We start from the raw sequence: 18758 nt of genomic DNA on the forward strand, positions 1-18758 counted from the left end.
GCACCATTTTCCAGAAGCTGCCCTACAACCAACTCCCTTTCATGTTCAGGACACAAGACCAGCAACTTCGCGATGCACACTGCTCATTGGCGACGAGAAGACCTTCGTGCCGGGGGGACAAGCGGACCGTGCTGTCCTTCTTCTCCGTCGGCTGCGGCGAATGCGCCACCGGCGCCAAGTCCCCGGCCAAGGCGGGCAAAGCCCTGAACGGCAAGGCAGGCATCCCCGGGGTGGACATGGAAACGGCCGAGTCGCCGCAGACCATCCGGCAGTACCTCGACTACATCAAAGCCCCGAACTCTCCGCAGCCCTCGACGAAGGGGCCGTCCTCTCCCAGAAGTACAGGATCGCCGCGATGTCCACGCCCGACTGCTCAGGCCCGGCATCCCCAGTGACGATGTAGGCAGAAAGCGGAATCTGACCCAAAATGCGAGCGCCGGGCCTGCGGCAACGCCTCCACTCCGCGCCGCGTGGTGAACCAAAGCCTGCTGCCCCGTAGGCGGCAACCGCAGCGTCGAATGACCGTGGAGGGCTAGTCTGAGCTGGTGATCCCGGTAGATGACACGGCCGCTGCCGCGGAAGTTTCGCCGTACGCATCAGGCGGCGGAGGAACGGTGTTGGAGCACCGCTACGCAGCCGTTCTCCTCGCCTCGCTGCTGACCGGCGATCCTCCGGAAGAGCTCGGCGACCCAGTGCTCGTACCGGTAGAGATCAAGCTCCAGGCGAGCCAGTTCAGCAAGGTCGACGACATTCTGATCACCGCCCGGCCGCGCCAGGGCGGTGAAGAGTTTCGGGTAGCCATCGGAGTCCGGCGCGACCCCAACGTGGTGCCGTCCAGCGACGCGACCGTGGCGTTGGTCGGCTCTTACCTGCGGGAGGTCACCGAACATTGGGGCGAGATCCAGGCGGGCCGCTACCGGGTTGCACTCGCGGTCACCGACCGGAATGCCCATGGCCACGAGGTAGCCAGGCTCGCCCGCATCGCTTCGGGACGGGGGCCGGAAGAGTTCCGCGCTGAGGCTTCTCGCCCAGGTCCCACAAACAGCAAGATGCGGGCCAGGCTGGATCAGTTGGACCACGTTGTGGCTGAAGCCGTGGCCCGCGGTATCGAAACGCACGGGGTGCCGACGCGGGAGTTGACCTGGCGTTTGCTGTCTGCCCTGAGGGTTCATCACCTTCGTCTGGAGGACGGCGACGAGCGGGACTACACCCAGGCGGTCGGCAGCCTGCGCAGTGAGGCTGTGGAGAACACCGCTGGGGCGGCGGAGCAGGTCCTGAGCCGCATCGAGCATCTTGTCGGTGGATGGGCCCCGACTGCCGCTCAGGTCACCGAAGTCATGCTGCGCCGGGAGCTGGCTGCCCGGCTCAAGCCCCGTTTCTCTTCAGTCGGCGCGGAGGTGCAGCCGGTTGAAGTCGAACCTGATGCCCTGATCCGGGGCCCGGTCGCGCACCTTGGGCTGGCCCTGGACTTTCAGGAGGCCCAGAGGCTGGAGGCCGCCGATCCCGCTTCTGCGGCTCGTCTCTTTGCGCGCATCGCGGACGCGCTGGAGACCTCTGTGTGGGCTCCGCTCGCGCTCTCCCTTCGCCAACGGCAGGCCAAGGCTCACCACGATGCCGGTGACCACTCGGAGGGCGTGGCCGCGGATGTGACCGTTCTGGCCGCCGCGCTGCCAATGGGTGAGGTCTGGCGTGCGATGTCGGTTGTCCGCCGGCTCGTCAATGACCAGATCGAGGCAGCTGACGAGCTCATCCGCGCGGCCAATGCCCTCGGTGACCTCGCCGCCTTCGAGTACCACCACGATGTCTCCCTGGATGACATCACCGCCAGCATCGACGCCCTCCAGATCAGTGACCCGCACTGTCTGATGGCCGTCACCTGGTTCGCCGAGCACGCTGTCGCTTCGGGCCGGACGGATCTGCTGCGGTCGCGGGTTGAGGGCTTGACCGATCTCTCCGCCTCGGCAGAACAAAGTGATCAACTATGGCGGGCTCGCCTGCGGGCTTGCCTGGCTGACACCGACCGGTCCGGCGCCAGGTGGATCGCTCTCGCCGGATCTGCTCGATCCGAGTATCCCCCTGCGGTCACGGCGCTGCTTTTCGCGCGCCACGCCCGGTACCTGGCCGACACCGGGCGGGCCCAGGATGCTCTCGATCGATATGACGATGCCATCGAGCGTGCTGTTCAGCGCCGTAATCATGACGACGCTGCGGCATGGACCGAGGCCCACAACCTTGTGCGCATCCGTTACGGCCTGCAAACCGCACGAATCGGTGAAACCTACCCCACCGCCACCGCACTGCGTGCCGCAGGAGGCGGCAGTGTCCTGCCCGAGCCCTTCTCGGCCCGTGAACGCGCTCTTGGACGAGTTGCAAATCACGCTCGGCCAGCCGAGACCCTTCAGGCCCTCGCCCAGTACCTCCGGCAGGCTGTCGTGACGGCAAGCTGGTTGGAGGAACACGAGGCCCACGAGGTACTTGGACGCTTCCACCTGGATCACGACGAGATCAATGCCGCCGTCAACCACCTCGTCGCCGTCGGCGCCCATGAACTCCTCGACACGCTCGACGCCCAACTGCCCGAGGAGCCGTTCCATCTTCCCGTCCCCGACGACTGGGCTGCCCACCCTCGGTGGAGACGGCACAGCGCGCTTACCGCAGTGCGGGCGACGGCAGACCTGCTCCCCGACGAGCAGGCGCGGGCCTGGGTTGACGTCGCCCTTGCCGAGATCTCCGATGACCAGGAAGTACCTTTTGGTACCCGCAATGTGCGTCGAGCCGCCTTCAGCGCCTTCGCCGGCCTTGCTGACGCTGCCGACACGCAGCAGGCCCAGCGCTTCCTCGACCTCACTGGTCTGGTACTCACCGGCCCCGGACGTCGCCACCGCGGTGCGGAGCAGGACTACGCCCAGGCACTCATCCATATCGCCATCCGCCATCCCGGTCTGCAACGCGTCGAAGCAGTCGACCGGATGTGCCAGGTTCTCCTGACGGATGCGTTCTCCGCCAACGTGATCCTCGGCCGTGGCGAAGACGCGCTCCGCCTGCAGCCCTCGGTGGTTAGTGAACGCTGCACCGCGGCGGCGGCCAACGGCAATACCGAGGCTGCCTTGGTTCTCATTCTGGCCAACGCTCCCGCCGACAGCGCCCGGCCTCTGGCCCAGACGCTGCTCGACCGCAGCCTCGGCCGGCATACCGAAACCAATCCGAACATCGATGCATCGCCGTCGCAGGCGGCCCTTCTGATCGGCTGCCTCCTGCCCATGGCCGATGGCGAGTCGTTTGCCGACGCTCTCACTCGGAGAATCCGGAGTCACCATCACACGGCTCAACAGCGGCAGGATGCCCTTGACGCCCTCACCATCCTCAGCGGCTACCTTGGGCCCGAACAGCGCGCCCGCTATCTCGACGTGACGTTGGAGGCGTCCCGGGGACGCCTCGACGGCAGCGCCCAAGACGATCTCAACGCCACACACGTCTACGACCGTTTCCAGCTGGATATGGGGACGACGACCCTCCGCTACCACGGCCTGAGCGCGGCAGCCCACATGGCCCAGACCCCCAGCGACGAAGAGACGATCACCGGAATCACTCTTCCGCTCCTTGCGCAGCCAGAGGGCCCTGCCGACAGTCTCCTCGTAGACGCTCTCGCTCAACTGCCGGGCAGCCAGCACCTGCTTCCGCTGCCGGTACTAGCCGGGCACTCCTCACCCTGGGTCCGTGCCCTGGCCGCCCACCTCTGGTGCGCTACCGGCCAGACAGCGACAACAGCCCACCTCGGCACCCATCTTGCGGCCGATGCCAGCCCGCGCATCCGGTGCACTCTGGCCCGCGAGCTCCCCGATGATGAGAAGCACGCCGCCCTGCGCGAAATGCTCCGCGGCGACTGCCGCCGGTCCGTACGAAGCGCTGCGGGCCACCCAGCGCATCGATAATCCCCGTGACAGTGATTCGGTCCGGAGAGTCAATGCATGGCGTAAGAGCCCACATCGAGTCGCCAGGGAGCAGCTACACGACCATCGAAGTCACGTCCAAAGCAACGTAGTTGATCGGCTTCGCTGGACCGCCCCATCCTCAGGAGCGTCGCCACCGCGGTGTTGCGGTCGTCATGTCCAGCAACGGCAGCACGCCGTAGCCAATCGAGTGCCTCGTCCGGTCGGCCCGCAAGGTCCAGCGCCAAGCCCGCCCGGCTCAGCGCCTCGACATCTCCATGGGCGGCCGCACGCTCGTACCAGAGAAGCGACTCGTCCAGGCGGCCGTAGTGGGACAGCCGCTCCGCTGTCTGTCTAAAGCCGTGGGTGTCACCACCGGCGACGGCACGCTTGAACCAAGCAAGCGCGTCCTCTTCACGGCCAGAAGAGACCAGTTGGTCGGCTATCTCGCTCAAAATTCGGGCTCGGCCAGCAGCAACAGCCCGATCGGCCCATGACCACGCCTCTTCCACACGGTCGTCAAGTAGCAGCAGCTCGATCAACTCCCCCAGGGCGTCATCGTCCCCCGAGTCCACAGCGCGTTCACACCAGGCAACTGCCTCATCCAATCGCCCGGCACCGGCCAACCGACGGGCGGCCGTGCGAAGAGCTGTGGCATCCCCCAGGGCAGCAGCACGGTCGAACCAGGGGAGCGCCTCGTCGATTCGGCCGACATCGACCAGTTGGCCTGCGATGGCCCGCATCGCGTATTTGTCTCGAACCGCCCCGCTGCTCTCAAGGCTGGTCAGCGCTTCTGTCGTGCGTCCGGCTGCCTGCAACCAGTCCGCGGCCATCATCGGAGCCAGCGCGTCGCCGTGCGCAGCGGCGCGCTCGAACCACACCAGGGCATCATCCAAGCGGCCCGCAGCCGCGAGCGACTCCCCTGCGGATCGGAGTGCTCGGGTATCGCCACATGCGACAGCACGCTCGAACCACACCAGGGCATCATCCAGGCGATCCGCAGCCGCGAGGTAGCTCCCGGCTGCGCGGAGTGCGTGCTGGTCACCGACCTGGGCGGCTCGTTCGAACCAGATGAGACTCTCTTCAACGTGCCCAGCGTCGGCCAGCAACTTGCCCACTTCTGTTTGTTCGTTCAGATCTCCAGCCGCTGTCGAACACTCGAAGAAGGAGAGTGCCTCCTTCACCCGGCCCGTGCGTACGAGTTCGCTGCCCTGTCCCAGCAAAGCCTCGCTCGATACGCCCTCCGGGTGAGCCAAGAGTTCATCGACCTGGATTCGGTCGGGCACGCTGCCGCTCGCGAACCGCGCGGCCAGGCGCTCTCCGCTGCCTCGCGCAACCAGCTCTTCGGCCATCTCAGCCGCAAATGGGTCTCCAGAAGCACTGGCGCGCTCGTACCACGCCAACGCTTCTTCGTGCCGGCCTGCCGAGGCAAGCCAGTTGGCTGCGATAAGGAAAGTTCCGGTGTGGCCCACTGCGGCAAGGCGCCCAAGCCACTCAAGGGCCACCTCCAAGTGACCTCCCTGCGCTAGCCGATGACCCACACTCACCAGCAGATAGGGGTCCGCCCTCTGAAGGACCTGCTCGTACCAGACGAAGGCTTCCTCTACGCGCCCGTCCGCCAGGAAACCGTTCCCGCGGCGCACGCAAGCCTGAGGGTCCCCGGCGTCGGCTGCCCGATCGAACCAGGCCCGGGCCTCCTCCTTTCGATCAAGTGCCTCCTCCAGAACCCTGCCGACTTGAGAGAAATCACCGGACTTTGCCCAGAGGCGGCAAGCCATCTCCATGAGGCTTCGATTTTCTGCTGCTCTTGCCAAAGCATCAGCGGCATCGCCCTCGCAGTGCTGCAGGGCTGCTTGCCAGAAAAGCCCGGGGACGGGGTCGAGGCGGCGTGAGGCCCGCCCGTGGGCCTCAAGGAAATCTGCGAGCCGATACGTTTGACCGCTCGTGGCAGCTGAGGCGGACGCGCCCCGACGGCGGCGTTGGGGATGCAGAGGCCCACGTGCGCCCTTCACCGGCTTGGTCAGCTGGGCCAGGGAGAGCTCAAGCCAATTGTCCGGAAGCAGATCCCACTCAGTGTCAGTCAGATACGCCTCGGCGGCCGAGGCGAGAAACGCAAGATTCAGATTGTTGGGGTGCCCGATCCTCCGGGCATCCATTCCGGCGTCGAGCAACGCCCTCGGGCCTGGGGTCGCCGCCGCGTACATGCCCATCAACTCGAAGCCAGCCGCCAAGTACTGGGTGATCTGTCCCTCTTCAGCCGAAGCCGCGGCGGCGGCAAGTCGCGGATCTCCCGCCCCTCTGAGCCCCGCGACCTCGGAAGCGGCGAAGGCGGACGGCACGTGGAGAACCCGCCCTGTCAACAGCACACGAGCCTGGGCGTGCGGATCCGGCGAGCCGGGTGGGGGCGTGATCCTAAGGTCTTCGTAGTAGCCGACACCTGGCCAGATGGTCCCCAGGACCAGGACAGGAGCCCGGCTCACATCGCTGAGCAGCGTGCGCATACCTGCAGCAAGGGGTTCGCCGTGCTGAGGATGCAGCAGATAGTGGTGAGCCTCATTGAGCCAGATCACCGTCTTGGGACCGACCCTGGAGAGATCGGCGAGCGCTGCCTGAGGACGCTCCGGGTCGATCGGGTGCCACAGCCGCCAGTCGTCCGGCAGATGCTGGACGGCTTCGAAGCAGGCGCGGGTCTTGCCGGTCGATGACGTACCGACCAACATCACCAAGCGGCTCGCCCCAGCAGCGGTCTCGGCTACCAAGCTGCGCAGCGCGACGTCATGCGTGCGCTCCACATAGTCGGGAAGCCCTGTCGCGCCGTCCACCGTGATGGCGTGATGCACCTCCAAGTCGTACGCATCAAGCCCCTTGATAGGTCGGCCCAGGCGCTCGGTCAACTGAATCCGCGTCCAAAGTGCAGCCGCGTCCCGGCCTCCTTGCTCGCCGTCACCACCGCTGATCCTGGTCAGCGCCGTGACGAGGGCAACGACGTCCGCCTGCTTCGGGGGAACTGTCGCCTCGCCGATCAACCGGTTGATCGTGTCCCGGGACGGACTGCCGGACAGCGTGTCATCTTCGGACACGGCTCTCGCCATCTCGTTCAGGGTCGGCGCGCCGGCGGCGACGTACACCTCGTAGATCAACGTCTTCAGCGTGCGCAGCGGGCCGGGCGGCAGCGTCGGTCGAGGAATAAGGCGCTTGGCTGTCGTCATCCGCCCACCACCCGAACTGCCCTCCCGTCGCGTCTCATCGCACCATCGTGCCTGCCCCGTCCGTGATGCGTCTCTGAACTGGGAAAACCCCAGCCGGGAATCGGCCCCCATCGCAACTCAGCGCGGGGTGCTCCACGGCGCCAAAGGTGAAACGCAAGCCGGCCGGCTGTCCCAACCGACACGACGTCAGGAGACCACCATGCTCCGACCCGACCCCGAGTCCCAGCGCAAACAGATCCGTGAGGTTCTAATCGGCGCGGCCATCCGCGGTCTGTCCTCCGGCATCGTCCGGTTCCTGCTTGACCGGCTCCACGAGCTGCTCTGACCGCACGCAGTCGGGGGTCACGTTCGCCGAGGTGGTCGTCATTACACCACTGCAGCGGACGTGACCCTGGGGGCACGACGGGGACGCGGTCCTTGGTGATGATGTGGCCGCAGCACTCGGCGCTCTTAGGCACGGTCAGGACGCGGCAGTTCTGGGTAGCGGATGCTCGATGGTCCAGCGGCGTGCGATGTTCCGGTCCGGCGGAAATACCGGGTACTCGATCGCGTACTGCGGAGCCGAGTGCGCTTCTCCGGCCCAGGGTCTTGGCTGGCGGGGGCTATTCGGCTTCCAGTGCAGCCACGGGTCGTGGCGGGGATGATGGACGACAAACTGGTCCGCCACGGTGCCAGCCAAGCTTCGGCGCTCTACTTTGCTCTGTTCGATATCAGAGAGATCTCACTGGGATCCTGGTCGGTTCGAGCCGACGATCCGATTCCAGTACCCGCCCTAGGACGGCCCACAGTCTCACGGAATCCGGCGCCGTGCGGACGGCCGACTCTCGTGCAGGAGTCAGGCGCTCTCTGAGCATGCTTCGCCAGGTGGACGTGACCGTCGGCGCGATACGGACAGCCGTATCGGTCCTCAGAGGGCACAGCCGACACCAGAACGGGCACTTCTGGCGTCACCGCGCACCTGGCGTTCTGGAGGTACAGAGAGCCACTGCTCGCGCGCAGGTAGACGCAGCCGTGGGCAGAGGCGAAGGCGCGGCTCCGCCCTACGGATCCGAGACGCCGACGTCGGTCATCTTCCTGACAGGGCCTTCCACCAAACTGGATAATCGGCGCGGGAGGGCACGGAAGGGGGACACTGTGATCGATGGCCGCTCCGATGTGCAGGTCGCCGCCATCAAGGATCTTGGGGGGCACACCCGTGGAGCCGGCGTTCTGGTCGCTCCCAATCACATCCTCACTTGCGCGCATGTGGTCGCCGCCGCCCTGGGCGCCCCGGCGTCCGGCGACCGTCCTCGGGGACAGGTCCTGGTACAGCTCCCCGCGCTCCCGTCGGACCGTCGCGCGGAGGTCGTACCCAGCGGGTGGATGCCATTACGCGAGGACGGCCACGGCAACCTCGCCCTACTCCATCTCGTGGAGGCCGCCGAGGACGCGCCACGCACGTTGCCCTGGGAGCGGCCCGATACCGGAGCGCGAGTCCACGTGCGGCTCAGCCCAGAGTCACCGGCACAGCGGTGGACGGGGGTCGTACGGCACAGCCCCGAGCCGGGATCGGCCGAATGGGCCCGGCTGGAATTCACTGGGACGGCTCCCGGTCCGGGGGGCAGCGGCGCACCGGTCTGGGACAGCGAAAGCGGCCGTGTGGTGGGCATCCTCGTGGGGAGCGCGGCTCACGGCGGGGACCCGGCGGTGGGCTGGATGGTGTCGGTGGCCGAGGCCATGAACCTCATGCCCGTCACCGGCGTGCAGCTGTTCGGCCGTCCCGAACCACGCGCTAACCGGCTCACTGTGCGGGAACTGGGCGAACTGGTCGAGGCGCTGCTGGCCATGCCTCTCGACCCGTTGGAACTCAAGCTGCTCATGAGCGACTTGGCCGCCCGGAACCCCGCGGTGGCCGATACAGTGACGCGGCATCCCACGCTACGCCTTCAGGCCGTGGCACTGGTACGGGCCTGCGCGCAGTGGCCGGACGGACTGCGTTCCCTGGTCACCACGCTGTACATGCTCATGCCCGGCATCCCGGAGCTGGAGGCGTTCGCGGGACTGGTGGAAAGGATGACGGCCGAGCCGCTGCTGCTGCCGTCCGAGCGTCGCCAGCTGCATCAGCTGCTGGCGTCCGCCTCCGTATCCACCCGCCCTCCCGACACAACCATGCGCGCAGAGGACCTCCTTGACCGCGCGGCCGATCTGGAGGACGCGGCCGTCCTGCCCGGGAAACCACCCGCACTGATGGAGTTCGTCTCCGAGATCGCCGCACTCGCCGAGCCGCCGGTGGGGGACGCCCTGCGTCTATGGCTCCAGCAAACCGCAGCGCGCCTAGGCCCCTACATGCTGCCCGTGCCGCCGACCCGCTCGTCCGGACCACCATGGGTACTCAAATTCGTCCTGGAGGAGGCCGCCTGGGACCGTACTCGGTTCGAACTGTCAGTGTGGCTCCTGCGCGGCACTGACGGCGAGGCCCTGCCGCTGCCGGGCAGCAGCGAGCCTCTGTCGCTGGCGACCGTGCAGGCACTGGTCCGCGAAACGCTCAACAAGGTCGTGCAACGACACACGCTGCATGCCGCACAGCTCCGCATCGAGTTCGAGCTGCCCCGACAGCATCTCGAACTCCCCGTCGAGCGCTGGCCGACGGGCACTCGGCCCCACAGCCCGGTGCTCGGCACGCTCTACCCGGTGACTGTCCGCACCCGGCACCACTCCGCCGCCTCCGAGGAGCGCATGACGCGCTGGCAAGAGCTGATCAGGGCCGGGCAGCTGCGCTCGATGTGGTCCGAGGGCGGCGGTCGGCGTGTGCTGTGCCTGGGTGCCTCGGACGTCGGCTCGACGACCTGTCTGTCGCGGGCCACGGTTTGGGAGGCCGTCCTGCAGACTGGTGCAGCTGTGGCCCTGTGGTCGCGCGACGGCACCGCGGAATGCGACTCCAGGATCGAGGAGCTGGCGGCCCACGCGACCGTGGCGAGCCTGCCCGAGACAGTGCTGGAGCTACGGCGCGACAGGACGGAGTGGGAGTCGATCGCCCTGCTCTACGACGATCCGCGCTCCGACCTGTCCGAATCGCCCCCATTCCCCCTGCACTCGCCATGAGCCGCGCCAGTTCTCCCGGTGAATCGTCCCTGCTCGCGGCGCTGCGGCCATTCGCGCGCGGGTCCTTCAACCTCTATCTCGTCCTGGACGCCGCTCCCTCCATGGAAGTGTGGGACGGCAACACGGCGCAGCTCGTGACCGTGATTCGGGATGCGCCGTTCCTCGGCGTCCGGGTCTACCGTCTGGACACGTCCATGCCCACGGCCCTCCGCTGCGTCGACGACAATGGCACGGTGGCCCCGGCAGCCGATGTCTTCTGCGGTCGCACCGATGGCCGTGTGCTCCTGCTGGCGACCGACGGTCTGGGGGCCGCCTGGCACGACGGAAGAATGGCGGGGCTGCTGCGCGGCTGCGCCGAGCACACCTCGCTGGCCGTGCTACAGCTCCTGCCGCAGCGGCTGTGGTTCCGCACCGGCGCCCCCATCGTCGACGTGGAATGGTGCGCCGACCTCCCCGGCACCCCCTCCCGGTCCTTGCGTCGCAGGCCCCCGGCGGCGCCCGCCACCGGGCCCTGGCCGCCTGTCGACGACGCGGTGCCGCTGATCGGCTTCGGCCTCGGCTCCCTGAAGACCTGGGCGCGACTGGCCGCCCTCGGTGACAGTGTCTGGCGCTCAGGGCTGGGGCTCCGGCTGGAACCCCCGCGGCCACTGCCGGCACCGAAACCACGACCCCGCGAGGACGACCTCGTCCACCGCTTCCTGCGCACCGCCGAATCCGACTCGAAACATCTGGCCGCCCTGCTCGCGGTCGCACCCGTGGTCACGGTCCCGTTGCTGCGCGGCATGCACCGCCGGATGCTCCCCGACCGGGGCGACTTCCCGGTCGCAGAGGCGTTCCTGAGCGGCCTGCTGAGACCCGCCCGCCTCTCCGGCGCGGTCACCGGGCGTGCGTACACCTTCCATCCGGACGTCGCGAAGACCCTCGAAGCAACCCTCACCCCGTCGGCGAAGCAGCGTGCGCTGGCCGTGGCGGAGGAGTTCCTGCCCACCGACGCGTGGGAGAGCACCCGGCTCCAGCCCTCCATACCATACGCGCATCGGCCACCGTCCAAAGGGGCCGAACACGGCCCCGAGTTGGAGGTCAGCTACCAGCATCTCCCTTCCCGTAACAGCTACTTCACGGGCCGGGGTGCCCTGCTCCAGCACTTACGCCGCACGCTGACGGCCCAGGAGTACAGTCCGTACGTGCTGTACGGCACCGGGGGCGTGGGCAAGACCCAGATGGCGCTGGAGTACGCGCACCGCTACCAAGGCACCTACGACTTCGTCTGGTGGGTGGAGGCGTCCGACCCCGCCAAGGTCATGCACTCTCTGGAAGAACTCGGCGCAGCGCTGGGCATCGCGGCCAGGCCGACGGGCGTGCCTCCGGTGGCCGCGGTACTCGACTGGTTGCGTCGCGGCCGGACCCGGAACGGCTGGCTGCTGGTGATGAACAACGCCGAGTCCCCTGACCGCCTCTGCCCGCTGCTGCCGCACGGAAACGGGCATGTCGTCGTCACCACGCGCAGCGTCAGCTGGACCACCCAGCTCCCCTTTCTGCGCATCCCTCCATTCAGCCGCGCGGAGAGCATCTCCCTGTTGCGCCGCCTGGTGCCAGAACTGCCCGCCCAAGACGCGGACGCGCTGGCCGAGCGCAGCGGAGACCTGCCGCTCGCCATCCTGCAGATCGGGCGGTCCCTGTCGGGCGTCGGCCTGGACGTGGCCGCGCATCTGGCGGAGTTCGACGAGCTGTGCGCCACTCTGCTCCAGATGGACGGCCTGCTGGACTATCCCGTACCGCTCGTGGCGAGCTGGCAGGTCGCGCTGAAGGCGCTGGATGAGGACATGCCCGCAGCCGTCGACCTGTTCCGTTTGCTGTGTCACCTGGGCATCGGTCCGGTCCCTCAGGACCTGCTCTTCGCCGGGGTGGGGAGCTCGATGCCACCTGGTCCAGGGGCGGTGCTGTGCCAGGCGGTCGGCCTGCACCGTGCCCTGCAGCGACTCGGTGACGCCGGACTCGCCACTGTGGACAAGGCGATCCACGGGGCAGAGGTCCACCGGGTCCTCCAACTCGTCGCACGCCGCAACTTCATGGATCCCCAGCAGCGCCGCCAGGCCGACGAGGCGGTTCTCTGCCTGCTCGCAGCCGCCGTTCCGGACTCCCCCACCATCCCGGCGAGCCGACGCCGCATGACAGAGATCGTCCGGCGTCTGGACCTGGTCCGCGCCTTGGCCAGCGAACGCCCCGAGGTGCGCGACCTGGTCGTCGCCACCGTGCGCCATCATCACGCCCTCGGTGACCTCGACCTCGCCCGCGGGACGGCCGAACTCGCCGAACAGTACTGGCAGTCCGACCCCCGGGCCCGACCCATCCATCTGGACGCGATCCGCCACTGCCTGGAGCTTCCCCCAAGCCACGCATGACCCGCACGAAGGTCGAGAACACACGTACAACAGGAGAAATCCCTTGCGCCCACTGACCGACAATCCCATCAGCCGCCCTGAGGACGACGCGTTCCACTTCGAGCCGTACGTCACTGTCCTCCACGAGGCCGTCGCACAGGCCACGCCACTGCCGCTCACCGTTGGGGTGTTCGGCTCCTGGGGGGCGGGGAAATCCAGCTTCCTGAAGCTGTGGGAGCAGCGCTTCGAGCAGGAGCAGGTGCCGACCATCTGGTTCAACCCGTGGAAGTACGATCAAAAGGTCGAGGTCTGGGCCGCGCTATTGCACACGATCCTCGCCGAGTTGGAGAAGGAGGAGGGGCTAAAGGACAAGGCACGCCGTCTGGCCAAGGCGGCGACCTGGCTATCCGTCCGGGCGGGTCTGGGAGCCGCGGCGGCACTCGGCACAGGCGGCGTCATCAAGGGTGAAGCCGTGGACAACATGCTCCAGGACATCGCCGTACGGGACTCGGAGCAGTACCGGCAGATCAACCGCTTCGAATCCGACTTCGCCGAGGCGGTCGAGGAGTTCGTCCGCAAGGACGGCAGGGACGGTCGGCTTGTCGTCTTCGTGGACGACCTCGACCGATGCACGCCCGAGTCCGCCATGACCGTTCTGGAGTCACTGAAGCTGTTTCTGGCGGAGACGCGGTGCGTGTTCGTGCTCGCGCTGGACCTGGACGTGCTGGCGGCGGTGGCCACGAACAAGTTCGGCGACGCGCTCAAGGGCGCGCCGTCCGAAGTGGTGTCGGGCATGGCCTACCTCGACAAGATCGTCCAACTGCCGTTCTTCCTGCCGGACGTCGGCTTCGAGACCCTGAGGACCGCCTATACCCCGGCCATTCCCGAGTTCACTGACCTCGACTTCTTCTGGGGGCTGCTCCAGAGCACTCTGGGCAGCAATCCCCGGCGGCTGAAGCGCTACCTCAACGTCCTGAGCATGGCGCTGGCCGTCACCCGCGTCCAGAACGGCAGTGAGCCGGCCTCTCCCTTCGGACTCCAGCTCGCGATGCTCCTTATCTTCCGCACTCGGCACCGGGACTTCTTCCATCTGCTCACCGCAGAGCCGGACACCTGGCGCATCCTGGCGAGTTACTTCGAACGCGCGCAGGCGGAACCGAGGAGCGCCGAGACCCACCGAGCGGGTTTCTCTGCGCGCCTGCGAGAGTTCACGGAGGACGGCGCCCTCGAAACCCTGCTCACCTACGGTGGGCCACAGCGCATCACCCCGCCGGACGGCCCCGCGGTCCTGACGATGATCAGCACTCTACGCAGCACGGCCGGGCCGGACACCGCCGACTGACCACTCCCTACACGAGCCTTCGCTGGCCCTTGCCGGCGCCCCACCACGTCGCCCACGCGAGCGACCGGTTCGTGACGTGGGCGGATCGCGCGGCCAAGGCAGCGTGGCGCCGGACAGCCGCCACTCTCTCGAGAGTGGAGTCCGGCGCGCATCACCAGAAGGAGTCGGCATCGCGACTATCCGGGCGGTCTCCCTGGGCAACGGCACACATCTTCACAGGGAGTGCCTGGGTGTTCGGCCGGATACGCTGCCTCGGGCAGGCATGTTCATTAGCCTGACAGCCGAGTTCATGGGGCGGGGGCAATGGTACGGACCATGACGTACAGACTGGACAGCACAAGCAGGTCCGGAATCTCACATGAGGGGTGAGGCGCAGGGCGGGTTGCGCCCTCGGGAGTCCGTGTGGGTGGCCGCGATCCACGAGACGGCCGACGACACCAGTCCGCTGAGCGCGGGGTTCGTCATCGACTCCGAGCGCGTGCTGACGTCCGCCCTTGCCGTCCACGCGCGGCATGCACGAGGAGAGGAATTGTGGGTTGCCTTTCCCAAGGCCGGTGACCTCATACGGCAGCGAATCCGGGTCCGGAAGGTCGCCCTACCCACCCAAGTGGTCATCAACGACGTGGCCGTCCTGACTCTGGCAGAACCGGTGCCCGCGGAAGTCGCGGCACGGTTGCGGTGCCCGGCACCGGGGGATCTGGTGGGCAACACCTGGTGGTCCTTCGGTTTCCCTGGCGGTGACTGGCGGGGCGGCTCACTGTCGGGGTCGATCGGCGAGGATCTCAGCTATGGGCTGGTGCGCCTGGACACCGACGACCGGACCTTGATGGCCCCCGGTTATGGCGGTGCCGCGTTGTGGTCGTCGGCCTACGGCGCCGTGGTGGGCATGGTGAGTCCGGCTCACGGCGCCGACCCGTGCGCGATGACGCTGTGGCAGATCGACCGGTGTCTGCCGGAGCAGAAACTTCGCACCCTCGCCACCTGGTCGGTGGAGGCGGCCGGTGAGGAGGCGTTGGCCGCGTGGGGCTGGAGCCTGGACACCGATCCGGAAGCCGATCGGCACTGGCGGCCCCGGGCCCGGGGCGTGAGTGTCGAGTCCGAGCGCGGCTTCCGGTTCCGCGGCCGTCGTACAGCGCTCACGGAGATCGTGGCGTGGCTGGAGGACGGACAGGATCGCCGTACACTGGTCGTGACCGGGTCGCCGGGTGTTGGCAAGTCGGCGGTGCTGGGCCGGATCGTCACGACCGCGGACGCGGGGATCACGGCCTGTCTGCCGGCCGATGACGACGCCGTGCGCGCACCGGTGGGCTCGGTGGCGTGTGCGGTCCACGCCAAGGGCAAGACCGCCCTGGATGTGGCGACCGAGATCGCTCGCGCCGCCTCGGCCACCCTCCCCCGGACCACTGAGGACCTTCCAGCGGCTCTGCGGCTCGCGCTGACGGAACGGGCCGTCAGCTCCTTCACGGTCGTCATCGATGCCCTCGACGAAGCCACTACCCCCGAGCACGCGCGCACCGTCATCACCCGCATCGTGCTGCCTTTGATGGAGACCTGCGGCGACGTGGGCGTGCGGATCCTTGTCGGCAGCCGCCGAGTGGACGACGCCGGCGATCTGCTGGCCGTCTTCGGGCCGGCCGCACGCGTCCTGGACCTGGACGCGCGCGACTACTTCTCGCAGGCCGACCTTGAGTCGTACGCCCTGGCCACCTTGCAGCTGCTGGGCGACGAACGCCCCGACAACCCCTATTCAGATCAGGCCGTTGCGCTGCCGACAGCCCGGCGCATCGCCGCCCTCGCCGACCGCAACTTCCTGGTGGCGGGCCTGGTGGCCCGAACTCACGGCCTCTACGACAAGCAGGCCGTGGCCCCAAAGGACGTTGTCTTCACCCCCACTGTGGACGCGGCGCTGGGCGAGTATCTCCAACGGGTCCCGGCCGCGGGCTCGGTGACAGCCGGTCCGGCCTTCACCGCCCTCGCCTACGCCGAGGCGCCCGGCTTCACCCTGAGCCTGTGGCGGGACGCGGTCGCGGCACTCAGCGGCGTAACGGTGTCGGCGGAGGATCTGCGGGCGTTCGCGAGGTCCTCCGCGGCCAACTTCCTCATCGAGAGCAGCCAGACCGACAACACGAGCGCGTACCGGCTCTTCCACCAGGCCCTCAACGACGCGCTGCTCAGGATACGGAGGGACGACGGCCTCCTGACCTCCGACGAGCGGGCTCTCGCCGAGACCATGACGGCGGCGGGACGGGCCTCGGGATGGGACCGCGCCGACCCATATCTGTTGCGCTCCCTGCCGGCACACGCGGCTCGCGGGGGCGTCCTCGACGACCTGTTCCAGGACGAGCTGTATCTCTTGCACGCCGACCTCGGACGGCTGACCCCACTGGCCGATCGGTATGCCTCGGCCGCCGTCCGCTCCCAGGTCCGCCTGCTGCGCAAGACGCCCGCCGCCATCGAAGCCGGCCCGGACAGCAGGGTGGCACTGTTCAGCGTCACCGAGAGCATCGAACGGCTCGGCTCCACGTATGCGGCCCTCCCACATCCCGCGCCCTACCGGGCGGCTTGGTCGGCATGCCCACCCAGTGAGGACGAGGTGGCCCTGGACGGCCACACCGGTAGCGTCAACGCCGTCTGTTCCGTCCGGGTCGAGGGCAAGGAGCTCCTCGCCAGCGGCGGGGCTGACGGAACCGTACGACTGTGGAATCCCGAGACAGGACAGGCAATTCACGTCCTGCGGGGCCACGACGGGTGGGTGCAAGCCCTGTGTGCCCTCCACTCGGGCGACCGCGCTCTGCTCGCCAGCGCTGGCGGTGACGGGGTCATCCGGGTGTGGAATCCCGCCACCCGCGAAATCCTGCACAGCCTTACCGGACACGTCGGCTGGGTGCTGGTGCTGACCCAGGTGCGGGCGAACCACGGCGATCTGCTCGTCAGCGCGGGTTCGGACGGCACGGTGCGGGTGTGGGATCCGTCCAGCGGCGTCGCCCTCCGTTGCTGGCCCGGTGCGGAGAAGATCGACGCCCTGTGCTCGGTACCGGGCGACTCCGATCACGACCTGGTGATCGCAGTGGGCTACGACGGCCGTGTACGCCTGTGGGATCCGGCGGGCGACGGTCCTCCGCACGTCTCACGGAGCACGTATGGCGGGCTGTCCAGCGTCTGCGCCGCGGACGTGGATGGACAGCTCCGGCTGATCGCGGGCGGTGAGAGCGGTGTCCTGTGGGTTCTCCCTTCGCCCGCAGGAGGATTGGCGAAGAGGTGCCTGATCCGGGGAGTCCGGCTGAATACAGTGTGCGCTATCGACATCGGGGAACGGACCCTCGTGGCCGCCGCCGGCTCCGAGGCCACCGTGTACGTCATCGACCCCGCAACGGGAAAAGGAGTCCGTTTCCTGAACGGCCACAGTGGCTGGGTCGAGGACATGTGCACCCTTCGGGTCGGGGACCGGACCATGCTGGCCACCGCAAGCCAGGACGGATCGATCCGGCTGTGGAATCCCACCGAACCGGGGGCGCGTGCGGGCGGTGCGAAGTCGCCGGGTCCCCGGTCCGTGAGCACGGTCCGGACCCCGGCCGGAGAAGTGTTCGCCGTCGCCAACGGCAGCACCATCGCCCTCGTCGATCCCCTCACCGGCGCCACCGTCGGGAACATTCCGTCCAGCACCTCCGAAATGAGGGGCACGGTGCATCGCTGCCGGACAATCGACGGCCAGGACGCTCTTGTCCAGGTCGGTGGGACATGGCGCAAGGGTGAACTGCGACTCATCGACCTGCCAGAGATGGGTAGTCTGCCCGGTCTCACTCACGAGGCGGCGTTGTTCAGCAGTGCTTGCGACATCGAGTGGCACGGGGCAGCGCTCGCCGCCTTCGGCACCGCGGACGGCGAGATCTGGCTGTACGACATCACCTCCCAGCGCGTAATCACCCGCGTTAGGGCACACCTCGGCTCGGTCCGAGCCCTGTGCACCATCCGCACCGCTTCCCGCAGCCCTCGACTCGCCAGCGTGGGCGACGACGCCACCCTCCGACTCTGGGACCCTGTCTCGGCACAGCTGTTACGCGCTCACAAAGGCCACAACCTTGCCGTCCGCGCTGTCTGCCACATACCGTCCGGCCCCACCGGCCTGATCGCCACCGGCGGCACCGACGGCACGATCCGCCTGTGGGATCCGGAAGCCGAGGACGACGCCTTGGTCCGTAACTTGGAAGGCCACGCCGGCTGGGTCACGGCTCTGACCGCCGTCTCCCTGGCCGGACGCACCCTGCTCCTCAGCGCCGGCGGCGATCGCACCGTCCGCCTGTGGCACCCCGAGGACCATACCTGTCTCGCGGTCATCCCCGTGCAGCGCCCCGCGACGTCCCTGGCCGTGTCCTCGCACGACCTCAAAGTCTGCGTCGGTCTGGACGGCGGCCTCGTCGTCCTGCGCCTCGACCCCTACCTGTTCCAGCCACCGATCAGTCCCACCGGACGCCGATTGTCCCGATAGCCCACTCACTCAACGGCACGCCCACGTGCCTGTGGCTACGGACCACGCCGGCCGCCACTCCTTCGCCTCGATCCATGCATCGCCACTGGAAAGTGACCTTGATCTCACCGCCACGGTCGTGGAGGTGGCCCGTCCACCGCGTGGTCAATCACCGACAAGTCCGAACAGGCCCTTCCCAGGTTGTGGGCCAAGGACTCTTCCAAGGCGTACTTGAGCCAGCCCCCCAGCTCCACAGGTACGAGGGGCACCTCGCGCCCATCGGGGAAGGCGTTGTCGATACCGGGCTTGAAGCGGTACACACTCCAGATGCTCTCGTCGATCTGCTCCTGG

At 67.9% G+C, this 18758-nt stretch carries 7 protein-coding genes and 1 pseudogene; 7 read left to right on the plus strand and 1 reads right to left on the minus strand.

Annotated features, from left to right (window positions below; genetic code table 11):
• A pseudogene (locus ACYVO6_RS41880) lies at positions 1–395 on the plus strand (hypothetical protein); the annotation flags it as partial.
• A gap of 150 nt (positions 396–545) precedes the next feature.
• Complete coding sequence (locus ACYVO6_RS41885; RefSeq protein ID WP_461070889.1) at positions 546–3932, plus strand: ATP-binding protein; 3387 nt, start codon at positions 546–548, stop codon at positions 3930–3932.
• A 29-nt stretch (positions 3933–3961) separates the two neighbouring features.
• Here ACYVO6_RS41885 and ACYVO6_RS41890 read toward each other — a convergent pair whose 3' ends face one another.
• Positions 3962–7138, minus strand: a complete 3177-nt coding sequence (locus ACYVO6_RS41890; protein WP_461070891.1) for a hypothetical protein — start codon at positions 7136–7138, stop codon at positions 3962–3964.
• Positions 7139–7337: 199 nt separating this feature from the next.
• Between ACYVO6_RS41890 and ACYVO6_RS41895 the strand changes: the two genes are divergently transcribed.
• From ACYVO6_RS41895 to ACYVO6_RS41915, 5 genes are all read left to right on the plus strand, one after another.
• Complete coding sequence (locus ACYVO6_RS41895) at positions 7338–7463, plus strand: hypothetical protein (protein WP_461070893.1); 126 nt, start codon at positions 7338–7340, stop codon at positions 7461–7463.
• Positions 7464–8272: 809 nt separating this feature from the next.
• Entirely contained in the window at positions 8273–10219 is a 1947-nt protein-coding gene (locus ACYVO6_RS41900; RefSeq protein ID WP_461070895.1) for a VMAP-C domain-containing protein, read from the plus strand.
• On the plus strand, positions 10216–12621 hold the full coding sequence (gene fxsT / locus ACYVO6_RS41905) for an FxSxx-COOH system tetratricopeptide repeat protein (RefSeq protein ID WP_461070897.1): 2406 nt from the start codon (positions 10216–10218) through the stop codon (positions 12619–12621). The genes ACYVO6_RS41900 and fxsT overlap by 4 nt, the downstream gene beginning before the upstream one ends.
• 43 nt (positions 12622–12664) lie before the next feature.
• On the plus strand, positions 12665–13942 hold the full coding sequence (locus ACYVO6_RS41910) for a KAP family P-loop NTPase fold protein (protein ID WP_461070899.1): 1278 nt from the start codon (positions 12665–12667) through the stop codon (positions 13940–13942).
• 358 nt (positions 13943–14300) lie between these two features.
• Entirely contained in the window at positions 14301–18428 is a 4128-nt protein-coding gene (locus ACYVO6_RS41915) for a P-loop domain-containing protein (protein ID WP_461070901.1), read from the plus strand.
• The last annotated feature ends 330 nt before the right edge of the window (positions 18429–18758 follow it).

It is taken from the genome of Streptomyces pseudoechinosporeus, from assembly GCF_054783935.1.

Excerpts from the sequence above, each read along its gene's own strand:
- ACYVO6_RS41890 (WP_461070891.1), bottom strand. The coding sequence starts at position 7,138 with ATGACGACAGCCAAGCGCCTTATTCCTCGACCGACGCTGCCGCCCGGC.
- ACYVO6_RS41895 (WP_461070893.1), top strand. The coding sequence starts at position 7,338 with ATGCTCCGACCCGACCCCGAGTCCCAGCGCAAACAGATCCGTGAGGTT.
- fxsT (WP_461070897.1), top strand. The coding sequence starts at position 10,216 with ATGAGCCGCGCCAGTTCTCCCGGTGAATCGTCCCTGCTCGCGGCGCTG.
- ACYVO6_RS41915 (WP_461070901.1), top strand. The coding sequence starts at position 14,301 with ATGAGGGGTGAGGCGCAGGGCGGGTTGCGCCCTCGGGAGTCCGTGTGG.